The 14506-nt window shown below is 36.9% G+C and carries 16 protein-coding genes; 10 read left to right on the top strand and 6 right to left on the bottom strand.

Annotation, left to right across the window (positions count from 1 at the left end):
• Positions 1 to 67 precede the first annotated feature (67 nt).
• Entirely contained in the window at positions 68 to 673 is a 606-nt protein-coding gene (locus JEM65_RS09420; protein WP_199598848.1) for a trimeric intracellular cation channel family protein, read from the bottom strand.
• Positions 674 to 1231: 558 nt separating this feature from the next.
• Positions 1232 to 1948 (bottom strand): RDD family protein, encoded by a 717-nt coding sequence (locus JEM65_RS09415; RefSeq protein WP_199598846.1) that lies wholly within the window; start codon positions 1946 to 1948, stop codon positions 1232 to 1234.
• A 24-nt stretch (positions 1949 to 1972) separates the two neighbouring features.
• Between JEM65_RS09415 and JEM65_RS09410 the strand changes: the two genes are divergently transcribed.
• The 5 genes from JEM65_RS09410 to JEM65_RS09390 all read left to right on the top strand — a co-directional run bounded on the left by JEM65_RS09410 (position 1973) and on the right by JEM65_RS09390 (position 7323).
• Positions 1973 to 2953 (top strand): stage II sporulation protein M, encoded by a 981-nt coding sequence (locus JEM65_RS09410; RefSeq protein WP_199598844.1) that lies wholly within the window; start codon positions 1973 to 1975, stop codon positions 2951 to 2953.
• Between the two features lie 27 nt (positions 2954 to 2980).
• Complete coding sequence (locus JEM65_RS09405; RefSeq protein WP_199598841.1) at positions 2981 to 3679, top strand: hypothetical protein; 699 nt, start codon at positions 2981 to 2983, stop codon at positions 3677 to 3679.
• Positions 3676 to 4881, top strand: coding sequence for a DUF4350 domain-containing protein (locus tag JEM65_RS09400; RefSeq protein WP_199598838.1), 1206 nt, complete (start codon positions 3676 to 3678; stop codon positions 4879 to 4881). The genes JEM65_RS09405 and JEM65_RS09400 overlap by 4 nt, the downstream gene beginning before the upstream one ends.
• A 133-nt stretch (positions 4882 to 5014) precedes the next feature.
• Complete coding sequence (locus tag JEM65_RS09395) at positions 5015 to 5944, top strand: AAA family ATPase (protein ID WP_233530595.1); 930 nt, start codon at positions 5015 to 5017, stop codon at positions 5942 to 5944.
• Between the two features lie 47 nt (positions 5945 to 5991).
• Complete coding sequence (locus JEM65_RS09390; RefSeq protein WP_439953508.1) at positions 5992 to 7323, top strand: DUF58 domain-containing protein; 1332 nt, start codon at positions 5992 to 5994, stop codon at positions 7321 to 7323.
• A 179-nt stretch (positions 7324 to 7502) separates the two neighbouring features.
• Here JEM65_RS09390 and JEM65_RS09385 read toward each other — a convergent pair whose 3' ends face one another.
• Entirely contained in the window at positions 7503 to 7982 is a 480-nt protein-coding gene (locus JEM65_RS09385) for a Dps family protein (RefSeq protein ID WP_199598832.1), read from the bottom strand.
• A 105-nt stretch (positions 7983 to 8087) separates the two neighbouring features.
• Here JEM65_RS09385 and JEM65_RS09380 point away from each other — a divergent pair, with 105 nt between their 5' ends.
• The gene (locus JEM65_RS09380) at positions 8088 to 9026 is read left to right on the top strand and encodes a LysR substrate-binding domain-containing protein (protein ID WP_199598829.1); all 939 of its coding nucleotides are present in this window, start codon (positions 8088 to 8090) and stop codon (positions 9024 to 9026) included.
• Positions 9027 to 9053: 27 nt separating this feature from the next.
• Here JEM65_RS09380 and JEM65_RS09375 read toward each other — a convergent pair whose 3' ends face one another.
• The 3 genes from JEM65_RS09375 to JEM65_RS09365 all read right to left on the bottom strand — a co-directional run bounded on the left by JEM65_RS09375 (position 9054) and on the right by JEM65_RS09365 (position 10757).
• Positions 9054 to 9251: a hypothetical protein gene (locus tag JEM65_RS09375; protein WP_199598826.1), complete on the bottom strand. Its 198-nt coding sequence runs from the start codon at positions 9249 to 9251 to the stop codon at positions 9054 to 9056.
• 137 nt (positions 9252 to 9388) lie between these two features.
• Positions 9389 to 10189, bottom strand: coding sequence for a TIGR00266 family protein (locus JEM65_RS09370; RefSeq protein ID WP_199598824.1), 801 nt, complete (start codon positions 10187 to 10189; stop codon positions 9389 to 9391).
• A 112-nt stretch (positions 10190 to 10301) separates the two neighbouring features.
• Positions 10302 to 10757: a DUF4442 domain-containing protein gene (locus JEM65_RS09365; protein ID WP_199598822.1), complete on the bottom strand. Its 456-nt coding sequence runs from the start codon at positions 10755 to 10757 to the stop codon at positions 10302 to 10304.
• Positions 10758 to 10900: 143 nt separating this feature from the next.
• Between JEM65_RS09365 and JEM65_RS09360 the strand changes: the two genes are divergently transcribed.
• The 4 genes from JEM65_RS09360 (at position 10901) to JEM65_RS09345 (ending at position 14421) form a co-directional block, all read left to right on the top strand.
• Complete coding sequence (locus JEM65_RS09360) at positions 10901 to 11347, top strand: DUF4870 domain-containing protein (RefSeq protein ID WP_199598820.1); 447 nt, start codon at positions 10901 to 10903, stop codon at positions 11345 to 11347.
• Positions 11348 to 11544: 197 nt separating this feature from the next.
• A complete protein-coding gene (locus tag JEM65_RS09355) occupies positions 11545 to 11889 on the top strand; it encodes a PadR family transcriptional regulator (RefSeq protein ID WP_199598818.1) in 345 nt (114 codons plus the stop codon).
• On the top strand, positions 11882 to 13645 hold the full coding sequence (locus JEM65_RS09350; protein WP_199598817.1) for a PspC domain-containing protein: 1764 nt from the start codon (positions 11882 to 11884) through the stop codon (positions 13643 to 13645). Before JEM65_RS09355 ends, JEM65_RS09350 begins: the two co-directional genes overlap by 8 nt.
• Before the next feature lie 50 nt (positions 13646 to 13695).
• Positions 13696 to 14421, top strand: coding sequence for a head GIN domain-containing protein (locus tag JEM65_RS09345; RefSeq protein WP_199598814.1), 726 nt, complete (start codon positions 13696 to 13698; stop codon positions 14419 to 14421).
• Positions 14422 to 14506 lie beyond the last annotated feature (85 nt).

Raw genomic sequence — 14506 nt, 5'->3', positions numbered from 1 at the left:
GATTTTTAAAGTGAATTAAAACTCAATTTTTAATTAAAATGCCACGTTCAAAAAACGTGGCATTTTTTTATGCTCTATACAAACTCGGTAAACTAATTTTGAATTTAACGGCAATCAATCGTACTGTAATCACGACGGAACCTGCAACCATAAATATGACATTTTCCTTTATAGGAAACTGACTTAAAATAAAATAAGCAACCCCTCCCAATATACACGCCGTGGCATAGATCTCCTTTCTGAAAATTACAGGAATTTCATTACATAACATATCCCTGAGCACCCCTCCAAAACAAGCGGTCATGGTACCCAGTGCAATGCAAATAATAGGATGTAAACCTATAGCCAATCCTTTTTGAATTCCTACAACCGTATAAAGGGCTATTCCAATAGTATCAAATAAAAACAAGGACGTCCGTAAATAGTTGATTTTCTGACGGAAGATGATTGTAAAAATGGTAGCAGCAAAAATCACATAAACATAGGTCATGTTAGTCATCCAGGCTACTGGTGTAAGGCCAATCAAAACATCTCGCATGGTCCCACCACCTACTGAGGTTACGAAAGCAATGATAAGAACACCAAAGGCATCCATTCTTTTGTCCATAGCAATGGATACACCTGAAATGGCGAAGGCAATTGTTCCAAGAATGTCAATAGCTTGTAGAAACATGAATTTTTGTAAAAAGATCAGCCGCCAAAGATAAGAAGCCCTAGGGTCAATTTAAACTTTAATGCGAGAAATGTGTGGTGGTTGGAGTTTTTGATTTCTAGTATTAGATTAAACAAAAGAGAAATTGAAATCAAAGCTTACTGAGAAAGCTGCGTAAGTCCTTCCACTGCGCTCAGGACATGTTGATCACACCTGATTTGTTAAAACAAAACACTGTGTTCTGATTTGGATTTTGAATCATGAGATCTCGCCTTTTGGAGGGATAAGCGATTCGCACAAGTTTTGTAAAAACAAAACTTGAGGAAATGACATCGATTACTTTATGAGATCCCGCGAAAATGCGGGATAAGCGATTCGCACAAGTTTTGTAAAAACAAAACTTGAGGAAATGACATCGATTACTTTATGAGATCCCGCAAAAATGCGGGATAAGCGATTCGCACAGGTTTTGTAAAAACAAAACTTGAGGAAATGACATCGATTACTTTATGAGATCCCGCGAAAATGCGGGATAAGCGATTCGCACAAGTTTTGTAAAAACAAAACTTGGCTCTCTGCTTACATACTCTGAGTATAATAATTATAATCCTTTAAAATCGTGTCGATAAACTGAATGTCGTTGCCGTTGATGGCCTTTACCCCTATCACTTCAGTAATTTTATTGCGTAACTTAATTAAGGTTTGGTAATCGTTTGCAGATTTTGCCGTGGTAAAAGTATCTTTTATAATCCGTGCATCGTTATCGGAGAGTTTGATGACGGTTGGATACGTAGGTTTGTAATCGTCGTGCAGATCCTCTAAAATGGTATGACTGATATTGACCTTGTCTTTTAATAATATCACCGAAGTGCCTGCCGCCATATCTCCCAATCGCTGCGACCTTTTGCTAAAGATGATCACGAAAAAACCTAAACCCAACATATAAATATCGACAATCCTAAAAAACCAACGCACCACATAATCAGCGAGTGAAGCTTGATAGCCATCAATTTTCACGACTTTTATATTCATTATCCGCTTCCCAATGGTTTGACCTTCCATTAAGGACTCTAATGCCAGCGTATAAAACACCACAGGAAGTCCCAATAAGGTATTGATCCCAATTTGAGACCATTGATCCATATCCTGAAACGCACCTACTGTCATATTTAGAATCGTCAAATATCCAATCTTAATGAGGGTGTCAATTATGAATGCCAATAAACGTTCACCAGCTCCCGCCGCAGTAAAATTTATTTTTACATTTTGAGTGGTGTTAATTTGTAACTCTGCCATTTTATATTTTAATTTAACAACTGTATGAGAGAAGTGGCGTTTATTAAGCAAAATAAGGAAAAATGGCTAAGTTTTGAAACCGCTATTTTCAATGATGACTTTAAAAATCCTGACGAACTCGCCTCTCAATACATTCAATTGATCAACGATTTATCCTACGCACAAACCTACTACCCCAAAAGTAAAATAATTACCTACTTAAATCAATTAGCGGCCAAAGCTTTTCAAAAGATTTATAAAACCAAACGCGAAGACAGTAACAGAATTCTTACATTCTGGAAAACTGAAGTGCCTTTAATCATGCACCAGTACAGGAAATTTGTTTATATCGCGTTCATTATTTTTACTGTATTTACGTCTATTGGCGTTATCTCTGCAGCTAATGACGGCGAATTTGTGCGTTCTATTTTAGGTGATGAATACGTCAACATGACCTTAGAAAACATAGAAGCGGGCAACCCTGTAGCGGTCTATAAAAGCGGAAGTAACTGGGGAAGTTTTATTGGCATTACGGTAAATAATTTGCGCGTGGGTATTATTGCCTTTGTCATGGGCGTTTTTGGCGGACTTGGTACAGTGTATATCCTGTTCAAAAACTGCATTATGTTGGGTTCTTTTCAGTACTTCTTTTACGAAAAGAACGTGTTTTGGGAAAGCGTAAGAGGTATCTGGATTCATGGATCAATGGAAATATTCGCGATTGTAATTGAAGCCGCAGCAGGGTTGATTCTAGGCGCCAGCATCCTATTTCCTGGAACCTACTCAAGATTCACGTCGTTTAAAGAAGGGGCTAAAACGGGTATTAAAATCGTAATTAGCACCTTTCCTTTTACATTTTTCGCTGGATTTCTGGAAGGGTTTATCACAAGATATTCGCAAGAAATGCCAAAAATGATTTCAGTTGGTATTATCTTAGTCACTTTATGTTGTATCAGCTATTATTATTTGGTATATCCCTTTATTGTAAAGAAAAAATTGAAAGCAGAATTGATTCCCTTCGCTTAGATGAAACTGAACCTGATACTTGTTTTTATGGTTTGCACATTTTTGCTCAATGCGAATGCATCGTTATGGGCAAATTCCGCAATGCAGCAACCACAAGTTGAGCGTCAGTTTAACGATGGATTTAAAGAGTCGTATTCCGGCAGGAAGTACAATTATAATGGCACCGCAAAAACACGTCCCTCCTCGGCACACCAAAACCATAACTCTGAATATTCTGAAGATCAACCCTACATTCCAGAAAAAAACCCTGATGGATTTTCGTTCAATTTCAAGACGCTCAACTGGGTGTTTGTGTTTATTCTGATACTTGCCGTTGGTTATTTAGCCTATACCCTCTTAAATAATGGCAGCAGCAAGCTGTTTTCGTCCAAGAACAATTCACAACTCAACCCTAGCACTGACATTTCTGCAAAAAACATAGCGCATGCTGATATTAGAATGCGCATCAAGAACGCCGAAAATACACATGATTACAGATTGGCCATCAGGTATTATTATCTATTAGTACTCAAACAATTGACGCTCAAAAATTTTATCACCTATGAAGATGATAAAACCAATGCCGATTATATGCAGGCAATTGCATCTCAAAAATTCAGTAAAGATTTTGCCTATACCTCCTATATTTATAATTATACATGGTACGGTGAGTTTGACTTAGATGTGAAGCAATACCAATTGGCGAAACAACGTTTTGTTCAACTTATAAAAAAGGTGGACTCGTGAATAAAACCGTCATCACCATACTGGTTATTTTTATTGCAATCATCACCATTGCCATCACTATAGATCATAATAACAATCGTACCGTAGATTGGACAGAGAACTTTAATGAAAAGAGCATCAAGCCTTATGGTGTGAGTGTGTTTTATAAGGAGTTACCCAATCTGTTTAAGGAGCAAAAACTCAAGACCATTTATTATACACCCTATAATTATTTTTATGCGAATTCAGAGGAGGGTAATGGTGATCATATTGCAGCAGGCAACTATCTATTAATTGGTAATTCTGATTACTTAGACGTAGCAGATGTTGAAGAACTGCTGATTTTTGCTGGTCAGGGCAACACGTTGTTGATGTCCGATTACACCTTTCCTCAAAAACTTTTGGACACTTTACAGCTGACGGTAGATGTTATAAAAAACAAAGATAGCATCAGTCAATTAAGCTTTAGTGATGCGGCTCTTAAATCTAAAAACTCTAACATCGATAAAAGTGAGAGCGCTGCTTATTTTTCGAAAATTGACATTGAAAATTTTAAGACTTTGGGATACGCAAATGACAATCCTAATTTGATTAATTTCCTAAAAATCCCTTTTGAAGACGGCAGCATCTATTTGCATTTAGAACCAAAAATCTTTACCAATTATAATATTTTAACGGATGAGCGCTATCGTTACACTGAAGGCGCCCTCTCTTATCTTCCGGATGCCACAATTTATTTTGATTCGTATACCAAATATTTTAATTCTCAATATGGCGATGCAGAGGAAAAATCGCAATTGAGTTGGTTTTTAGAGCAACCCTCCTTCAAATGGGCTTGGTACTTAACCATTATATTGACCTTGCTCTTTATGGTGTTTAATGCAAAAAGACGCCAACGCATCATTCCTATTGTCAAACCGTTAGAAAACACTACCGTTGGCTTTGTAAAAACAATTTCCAATTTGTATTATGAAACTGAAGATCATAAGAATCTAATTGCAAAGAAATTCACGTATTTCTTAGAAAAAATACGATCGGACTACAATTTGGACACCACTACTTTAAACGAAGAGTTTATCACTAAACTCTCTCAAAAATCTGGAAAGAAAAAAGAAACCGTTCAAAAAACCATTACTTTCATCAATTGGTTACGGACTAAAAATGAGTTTTCTGAGGAAACCCTCCTAAAACTCAATAAATATATTGAAGAATTTTATTCATAATTATATGGAAGAACACGAACACCCTATAGAAGATCAAACACCAGCAACCCACAACCCGAACGAAGATAGTACTCAGGAAGTCAATACCCAAGATTTAAAATTCACAAACCGTTTGGATCTTTCGGAATTGCAAATGAACGTGCAAAACATTAAGCAGGAAATAGGAAAAGTGATTGTTGGGCAAACCGATATGGTGGACATGCTTTTAGCATCCTTACTCGCTAAAGGTCACTCTCTAATAGAAGGTGTTCCCGGTGTTGCAAAAACCATAACTGCCAAATTGATGGCTAAATCCTTGAGTGTCGGATTTAGCAGAATTCAATTTACACCAGATTTAATGCCGAGTGATATTCTGGGAACCTCAGTATTTAACTTAAAAACAACAGAATTTGAATTTAAGAAAGGGCCCATTTTCAGTCAAATGATTTTGATTGACGAAATTAACCGAGCCCCAGCAAAAACACAAGCGGCACTTTTTGAAGTGATGGAAGAACAACAAATCACCATTGATGGGCATTATTATAAACTAGAGTCGCCATTTATGGTGTTGGCTACCCAAAACCCTATTGAGCAAGAAGGCACCTACCGATTACCAGAGGCACAATTGGACCGGTTTTTATTTAAGATTGTGGTGGACTATCCGAATCTGGAGGACGAAGTAGAGATTTTAGTGCGCGAACAACAACTGCAAAACCGCGTCAAAACAGATGCCATTACGGCGTTTCTTACTGCTGAACAAATCATAACCTATCAAGCCCTCGTAACCCAAGTATTGGTAGAGGCACATTTATTGAAATATATAGCTGACTTAATTGTCGCTACCCGAAACAACCCATTTTTATATTTAGGTGCCTCACCAAGAGCGTCGATCGCTATCTTAAAAGCTAGTAAAGCTTTTGCTGCCATGGAAGGTCGCGATTTTGTAACGCCTGAAGATATTAAGCGCGCGGCAATTCCGGTGTTACACCATCGTGTCATTGTCACGCCAGAACGCGAAATGGAAGGCATTACCAGCACAGATGTCATTAAACAGATTATTGAAAACGTAGAAATCCCAAGATAAATTGAACTTTTAATTCACGAATTCTTAGCCACCAACCCATCATCAACTTGAACTTCTTTACATCTTTCTACATACAGCCTCGGTTTTTTTATAGTGGATTGTGCATTATAACACTCTTCGTGTTCAGCTATTTTGTACCGGTTCTGTTTGGAGTTGCCCAACTCTTATTATTGGTGGTGGTGGTTTTATTTATAGTTGACGTGGTGATGGTCTTCTCAGGGAAATCTAAAGTAAATGGGAAACGTGTGTTGCCAGACAAGTTCTCAAACGGCGACTCTAACCAAGTGGACATTACAATTAACAACAATTATCCATTTGTGATTGATGTAACAGTCATTGATGAAGTTCCTGTGCAATTTCAGATGCGTGATTTTAATGTCAAATTGAGTATTTTACCTAAAAAAGAACACCAATCAACATACCAATTGAAGCCTACACAACGCGGTGAATACCATTTTGGCAACCTGAATATTTATGCTTCAACAAAAATAGGCTTGGTAGCCAAACGTTTCCGATTTGATGCTGATGCCATGGTGCCCACCTATCCTAGTTTTAAGCAATTGCGAAAGTTTGAATTGTTAAACATCAATCATAACTTACAGGATTATGGCGTAAAGAAAATTCGCAGAATTGGCCATACCATGGAGTTTGAACAAATTAAGGACTATGTTTTGGGTGACGATTTACGAACCATTAACTGGAAGGCGACGGCTAAGAAGAACAGTTTAATGGTGAATCAATTTCAGGACGAAAAATCGCAACCCATCTATTCCATTATTGACAAAGGTCGGGTGATGAAGATGCCCTTTGGCGGCTTGAGCCTGTTGGATTATGCCATAAATGCGACTTTGGTAATCAGCAATATTGCGTTGAAAAAACACGATAAAGCGGGCATGCTTTCTTTTTCCAAAAATGTAGAAAACATGGTCGTGGCGCAACGTCGCAGCTCACAAATGCGTTTGATCTTAGAATCACTTTATAATGTAAAGACCGATTATTTTGAAAGCGATTTTAGCCAATTGTACGCCAACATCAAACGGCACATTACACAACGTAGCCTAATCCTACTCTACACCAACTTTGAAACTTTAGATAGTCTTAATCGTCAGTTGCCCTATTTAAAAGCGATTGCCAAAAATCATCTGATGGTGGTGATCTTTTTTAAAAACACGGAGCTGAATTCAATTGTAGACCAAAAGGCGGCTACAATTCAGCAGGTATACGATAAGGTGATTGCAGAAAAATTCGCTTTTGAAAAACGACTTATCGTACAAGAATTGAAAAAGTATGGCATTTATTCAATACTTACCACGCCAGAAAATTTAACCATAGATACCATAAATAAATATTTAGAGATTAAATCACGAGGTTTACTTTAGCTTTTTGGATACTGTTAATTAGCAAGTAAAGGCAGTCCCTCCAATTCTTTGCGAAAAACATCACTGAAAAAACTTTCATTGACACAAAAGAATTGGTACTCTTTTAAATATTGAATGTAAAAAGAGGACGTTCAAACAGCCCTCTTTTAGTTATTAAAATAATCTTTTTGTGTTTGAGCTTATACCGTTTCTCCTAACCAAGCTTTCATCATCCAAACTGTTTTTTCCTGTTCAGTTATAAAATCGCTCATCATAGAATTGGTTCCTTCATCACCTGTTTCGGCAGATTTGTCCAAGATCATACGCTCAATTCTAAGCAATTCAGATAAAGAATCCACGATCAATTCCACAGTTTTTTCATCTTGTGAAACGTTTTTACCAACCTTCACTTTGGCTCTTTTACTATAATCTTCAAAAGTATGTAAAGGTGTCTCTCCCAAAGTCAGGATGCGCTCTGCAATTTCATCCACTTTTAGGTTGGCATCCGTATAGAGTTCTTCAAATTTTACATGCAAATCAAAAAACCGTTTCCCCTTAATATTCCAATGGATTCCTCTTAAGTTCTGGTAGTACACTTGAAAATTGGCCAGTAAATCATTCAAATCATTTGCTAAATCCTTCGCTTTTTTGGCATTTAAACCAATCGTATTTAATGTCATCTTTTTATTATTTTTTAAGTGAAATCAAATTTAGGCTTTAATTAACTCAATTTACTATAGTTTTTATAGATAGTTTTTATATTTTTATAGTTTAAATGAATAATCATGACCATAACACAATTAACTTATGTTTTAGCGATTGCTGAACATAAGAATTTCACTAAAGCAGCGGAAAAATGTTTTGTGACGCAACCCACCTTAAGTACACAAATACAAAAGCTGGAAGAAGAATTAAGCGTACTCATTTTTGATCGCAGTAAGAAGCCTATTGAATTAACTGAAGTCGGCAGGAAAATTGTGAACCAGGCTCGAAATATTGTGAACGAATCAGAACGCATTCAAGATATTGTAGACCAGCAAAAAGGTTTTATTGGTGGCGAATTCAGAATTGGTATCATTCCTACGGTCATGCCAACCTTGTTACCCATGTTTCTAAAATCTTTTATTAAGAAATACCCTAAGGTGAAGCTTAAAATTGAAGAATTGACGACGGATGATATTATTGAACGCATTAAAGATGGTCATTTAGATGCTGCCATTGCCGCAACACCTTTAGAAAGTGAAAATATTAAAGAACGGGTGCTTTATTACGAACCTTTTGTAGGGTATATTCCAGAGCACCATCGGCTATACAAAAAGAAAACCATAGATGTTTCTGATCTTGAAATTGACGATATGCTTCTATTGGAAGATGGCCACTGTTTTAGGGATGGGGTCATCAACTTATGTAAGGCCTTTAAAGACCAAACCAATGAGAGTTTTCAATTGGAAAGTGGGAGTATAGAAACGCTGATCAAACTTTCCAATGAAGGTTTAGGAATGACGCTACTACCCTACTTACACACCCTTGAACTCAGTGATAAATTGACCAATAACCTGCACCATTTTAATGAGCCCACCCCAGCACGGGAAGTGAGTATTATCTATCATAAAAGTGAATTAAAAATGCAAATTATTGACGCCTTACACGCCGTTATCTCCGGAATTATAAGAGGGGCCATTGCTTTCCAAAACGTGAAAATTATCAGTCCGTTATCAAAATAAAAAAGCGACCGGTTGGTCGCTTTCTCATTATGCTTTTAAATAGATTAAACATTGATTTAAGTCGGGATTCTGTAGTATCAAAGATTTAATAAAGACCTTTAGCTCTTCAAGTTCATAAGGTAATAAACGATGAATTGCTTTTTGGACTTCTCTACAGAACAACGCAGCATCAAAACTGACTTTGCTTAGTACAGTTTTAGTGTACTCAAACATTGCTCTTGCCATGATTATTTTAGTTTAGGTTATGATTAATAAGTAGATGTCAATAATAGGCACAGTGCTTTTAAGTTGTCTAAATTTAGTGAAAAAAAAGACATCAACCAACAACAACCATTACTTTAACAAAAAGAGTGCTTTTTTCTTTAAAAACGATTGTCTCCGTCTAAAATATTACCCAGCCCACCAAGAATACTGCCTTCTCCTTTATCTTTTCCACCACCCTGTGGTGCACTAGCCCATACACGGGCTGCTAACCTGCTAAATGGCAAGGACTGAATATAAACGGTTCCCGGACCTTGAAGTTTGGCGTAGAACAAACCTTCGCCACCAAAGAGTTTATTTTTGATGCCTCCAATAAATTCAATATCATAATCCACATCTTGAGTAAACCCAACCAAACATCCGGTGTCAACGCGCAAGGTTTCTCCCGCCTGAAGTACTTTTTTAGCCATGGTGCCTCCTGCATGAACAAATGCCATGCCATCGCCTTCCAGTTTTTGCATGATAAATCCTTCACCACCAAAAAAGCCACGGCCTATCTTCTTTGAAAACTCAATTCCAACACTGACGCCTTTTGCAGCGCAGAGAAATGCATCTTTTTGACAGATAAATTTCCCTCTAAATTCAGTGAGGTCAATGGGGATAATTTTTCCAGGATATGGTGAGGCAAAAGAGACGTTGCGTTTCCCGGAAAGCACATTATAAAACGCCGTCATAAATAAATTTTCTCCTGTTAATATGCGCTTTCCCGCACCCAATATAGATCCTAAAAACCCTTTATTTTGCTCAGATCCATCACCAAAAATTGTTTCCATTTTGATGCCGTCATCCATCATCATAAAACTTCCCGCTTCGGCAATAACGCCTTCCTGCGGATCGAGTTCTATCTCTACATACTGCATTTCTTCGCCGTAAATCCTGTAATCAATTTCGTGTGCTGTCATGTTTATTAGTGTTTATTGATATCATTTTATTCTCTAGTGTATAGGTAGAAAGTTTTTGAAAATTGTTACAACCGGAGGAATTAAAAATTCCTATTCTTGGTGCTCCAGACTTCTAGCTTCTTAATTTTAACGTCCATTCAAAATTAAAATTAGAAACCTCAACCCCTTCTTCATTAGTCCCTACAGATTTCATCCAAATGGTCTGCCCTTCTCCAGTGGTTATTGCTTGTGCGATTGCTTCATCAATTTTAGCACCTTCGGTACAAATAAAATTAATTCTTCCAGTGGCCTTTTTTGCAAATGAACAGTTGTTATTGGCCACCAACATAGAAATTGGTTTTCCACTTGCTTTTATTTTAGACATGACTAAAGCGCCAGTTGTCAATTCGGCAGCCATACCTTGCACCGCCCAAAACATAGAATTAAAAGGGTTTTGATTGATCCACCGGTGCTTCACACTGACTTTACACTGTACATCATCAATATACGTTGTTCTCACGCCACACAAATAGGCGGATGGGAGTTTAATGCTCAAAAAAGCATTCAATTTTCTGGTGGAAATGGTCATTGTCAAGTTTTTAGTGTCGCTAAATTATCGAATTTATCCCAAATTCCAATTTGTTAAATTTATGTTAAATTATACTACTATGTTTTGCATAATACCTTCCTTTAGACATATATTTGCATAAGACACTATTATATACTTTTAAAATGATAAGCAACCACCAAAAAAATATTGCAACCTTTATTCATCTGTCCACATTTTCAAGATTTATCATTCCATTCGGGAATTTTATTGGGCCCATCCTCTTATGGATGACCAATAAGGAGAACTCAGAATTTGTAGATGCGCATGGCAAACAAGCCATTAATTTTCAAATTAGCGTCTTATTATATGCCGTGGTTTTAGCGGCATTAGCCATTCCGTTATTACTATTTAATGTATTAGGTCCTGTAAATCTTTTCGATTTTAATGGTTTTGATACAATGCATTTTGATTTTGTAAACTTCACCCCACTCCTCTTAACAGTTTTCGTAATCGCTTTCCTAGCCATGATAGGATTTATTTTGGAGTTGGTATTTATCGTGGTAGCAAGTTTAAAAGCGAGAGATGGCGAGTTGTACAAATACCCGTTAACCATTAATTTTTTAAAATAAATTTTCATCAGCCACGACAGTCGTGGTCATCAATCAATCATCAATTGCCTAAAGGCACAATCAAAAAACGAACAGTTTAATTTAAAATCACCAAAGCACATGACACAACTATTGCCCAAGAACAGCAATCGAACACCGCATCTTGCCTCCCTATGGCGTGCCAACGAACATCAGATTAAAAAAAACAGAAGAGACCTATGAAAATTGAAAACACAAAAGCACAAATGCGAAAAGGTGTCCTGGAATATTGCATACTCTCTGTCTTAAAAGACGAAGATGCCTATGTAGCAGAAATTCTAGAAACACTTAAGGACGCAAAGATGCTTGTCGTGGAAGGCACCATCTATCCGCTACTGACAAGGCTTAAAAATGCTGGCCTTTTAAATTATAGATGGGAAGAGTCCACCTCAGGGCCACCACGTAAATATTATGGTTTAACCGAAACAGGAAAATTATTCTTAAAAGAATTAAATACTACTTGGAGTGAACTACAAAACGCCGTCAACTTAGTAACCAACACAAAAAAATCAAGAGATGAATAAGACAGTCAACATAAATTTAGCAGGTATATTTTTTCACATTGATGAAGATGCCTATTTAAAATTACAACGCTATTTGGAGGCCATCAAACGTTCATTTACGGATTCTCAAGGCCGATCTGAAATTATTGCAGACATTGAAGCCCGTATTGCCGAGCTTTTTAACGAACGTGTAAGAAATGATAAACAAGTCATAAGAATTCAGGAAGTTGACGACGTTATTTCCATTATGGGACAACCTGAGGACTACTTGGTTGATGATGAAATTTTTGAAGATGAACCAGAAAAAACTTACCAAAAGAAGCAACACAGCACGCTTTCAAAGAAATTGTTTAGGGACACGGATAATTCTTATATAGGAGGCGTTTCTTCAGGACTAGGTCATTATTTGGGGGTAGATGCGATATGGATGCGTTTATTATGGATTCTATTAGCCTTAGGTTCTGGCGGTACCTTTATCTTAATTTATATATTGTTTTGGATTTTGGTTCCGGAAGCCCGTACCACCGCTGAAAAACTGACCATGACTGGAGAGCCAGTGAACATCAGTAACATCGAAAAAAAAATTAAAGACGGATTTGATAATGTCTCTGAAGCCGTAAAAAATATCGATTTACCCAAACAAGGCAACAGAATAAAATCGAGTTCCAAAACCTTTTTTGAAGCATTGGGAGATATGATCCTGTTTGTGTTTAAAATCTTCGCGAAGTTTATCGGGGTCATGCTCATTATAATTGGCGCGAGCACCTTAATAGGGTTGATTATCGCTTTCTTTTCAGTAGGTGTCGCAGATGTTATTGAGATTCCTGGTATTGATTTCCTAGAAGCTACCAATGCTGCCAATGTACCTATTTGGCTCATGTCATTGATGCTGTTATTTGCAATAGGTATTCCATTTTTCTTCCTGTTCTATCTAGGCTTAAAAATATTGGTAAACAATCTAAAATCCATCGGTGCAATTGCTAAATTCTCATTGTTTGGCTTATGGCTTATGTCTCTAATTGGATTGGTCGTGATAGGTGTTAAGCAAGCCAGCGAATATACTGAAGATGCTATGGTGCAGCAGACGGAAAATTTAAACATCACAGCAAAAGACACCCTCTTTATTAATATGAATCACAATAACACCTATAGCAAACAATTTGGAAGAAATAGTAGCCAATGGCGACCAATTTATGATGAAAATGACAACAAACTACTGTATTTAACAGATGTTGAACTGATTTTTAAATCTACAAAAGATACGGTGGCATCCCTTCGAATAGATAAAAATTCGAGAGGTAATACCTATAGAAATGCGAAGAATAGAGCAGAAAAAATCAATTATAACTATACCATTCAGAACAATAGATTAGAACTTGACGGTTTTTTGACTACTGCTTTTCAAAATAAATTCAGGGATCAAGAAGTTGAAGTAACGGTTTATATCCCAGAAGACACTGTTATATACGCCGATCAAAACACACATTCGTTTTATAGAAATCATTACTTCTCCTCTAATTCAGGAGACCAGGGAAAGGGCCATTATTTACAGATGCTGAATGACGAGATCAAATGCTTGGATTGTCCGGAAGATTTTAGGTTGAACATTGATATCAATGATGACACTTCTGAATTCAAACTTGATGAAAATGGAATAAGAATGAAGAACGACACTAATTCTGTAGAAATAAATCAGGAGGGTATAAAATCAACTACTGATCGCGTAAAGGTCAATATTGATAGTAACGGTATTCAAATTACAACAGACGACAACTAACTAACACATTATAATCATCAATCAATCTTAACAACCAAAAACCAATAATCATGAGTACAGTAATCAAAATAATTATCGCCACCATTCTCAGTTTTAGTCTTTTTTCCTGTAATTTCAATTTTAATACAGGGGTTAACGGTAATGGCAATGTCATAACCAAAGAGCGTGTTTTAGAACAAAGCTTTGACCAAATTGAAGTCAGCGGTGGTATGGATGTTTACCTCACACAATCAGCTTCTGAGAGCATTACAGTTGAGGCAGATGGAAATTTACATGAATTAATTATCACTGAAATTGAAAATAACACGCTTAAAATTTATCCGAGCGAAAACATTAATTTTAATGCTGTGAAGAAAGTCATGGTCAACTTTAAAAACGTAAAAAAAATCACGTCTGCAAGTGGCAGTGATGTTTATGGAACACACACGATCTCTCAAGAGTCCTTAGAGCTTCAAGCGTCTAGCGGAGGTGCAATGGACCTTGAACTAAAGACAAAAACCTTAAATTGTTCCACCTCAAGCGGTAGTGACTTGATATTAAAAGGAACGGCAGACAAGTTTCATGCTCAAGCATCGAGCGGGAGCAACATTAATGCAGAACATCTTAAGATCTTGTTCGCAAATACAAAAGCGACTTCTGGTGCTGACATTAATGTGCATGTCTCAGATGAATTGATTGCCAATACGGCAAGCGGAGGCGACATTACCTACTCGGGCAACCCAATAAAAATCGACAAATCTGAAGGTGTTTCTGGCCATGTAAAACAGCAAAAGTAGCAGAAACACACGCTAACATACATTTAATTTTAAAACCATTTCAAGGCTTGTTAAAAGTTTGGGATGGTTTTTGTTTATATTTGTT

Origin of the sequence: Gelidibacter salicanalis (genome assembly GCF_016469035.1) — a bacterium.
Lineage (GTDB): Bacteria > Bacteroidota > Bacteroidia > Flavobacteriales > Flavobacteriaceae > Gelidibacter > Gelidibacter salicanalis_A.
Note: the sequence above shows the minus strand (reverse complement) of the source record. Positions and strands in the feature narration are given on the sequence as shown.

Bases quoted from the DNA above. Each gene is read 5' to 3' on its own strand.
- JEM65_RS09410 (WP_199598844.1), top strand. From the start codon at position 1,973: ATGAGAGAAGTGGCGTTTATTAAGCAAAATAAGGAAAAATGGCTAAGT.
- JEM65_RS09380 (WP_199598829.1), top strand. From the start codon at position 8,088: ATGACCATAACACAATTAACTTATGTTTTAGCGATTGCTGAACATAAG.
- JEM65_RS09355 (WP_199598818.1), top strand. From the start codon at position 11,545: ATGAAAATTGAAAACACAAAAGCACAAATGCGAAAAGGTGTCCTGGAA.
- JEM65_RS09360 (WP_199598820.1), top strand. From the start codon at position 10,901: ATGATAAGCAACCACCAAAAAAATATTGCAACCTTTATTCATCTGTCC.
- JEM65_RS09385 (WP_199598832.1), bottom strand. From the start codon at position 7,982: ATGACATTAAATACGATTGGTTTAAATGCCAAAAAAGCGAAGGATTTA.
- JEM65_RS09415 (WP_199598846.1), bottom strand. From the start codon at position 1,948: ATGGCAGAGTTACAAATTAACACCACTCAAAATGTAAAAATAAATTTT.
- JEM65_RS09395 (WP_233530595.1), top strand. From the start codon at position 5,015: ATGAACGTGCAAAACATTAAGCAGGAAATAGGAAAAGTGATTGTTGGG.
- JEM65_RS09405 (WP_199598841.1), top strand. From the start codon at position 2,981: ATGGTTTGCACATTTTTGCTCAATGCGAATGCATCGTTATGGGCAAAT.
- JEM65_RS09375 (WP_199598826.1), bottom strand. From the start codon at position 9,251: ATGGCAAGAGCAATGTTTGAGTACACTAAAACTGTACTAAGCAAAGTC.
- JEM65_RS09345 (WP_199598814.1), top strand. From the start codon at position 13,696: ATGAGTACAGTAATCAAAATAATTATCGCCACCATTCTCAGTTTTAGT.
- JEM65_RS09420 (WP_199598848.1), bottom strand. From the start codon at position 673: ATGTTTCTACAAGCTATTGACATTCTTGGAACAATTGCCTTCGCCATT.
- JEM65_RS09350 (WP_199598817.1), top strand. From the start codon at position 11,882: ATGAATAAGACAGTCAACATAAATTTAGCAGGTATATTTTTTCACATT.
- JEM65_RS09370 (WP_199598824.1), bottom strand. From the start codon at position 10,189: ATGACAGCACACGAAATTGATTACAGGATTTACGGCGAAGAAATGCAG.
- JEM65_RS09365 (WP_199598822.1), bottom strand. From the start codon at position 10,757: ATGACCATTTCCACCAGAAAATTGAATGCTTTTTTGAGCATTAAACTC.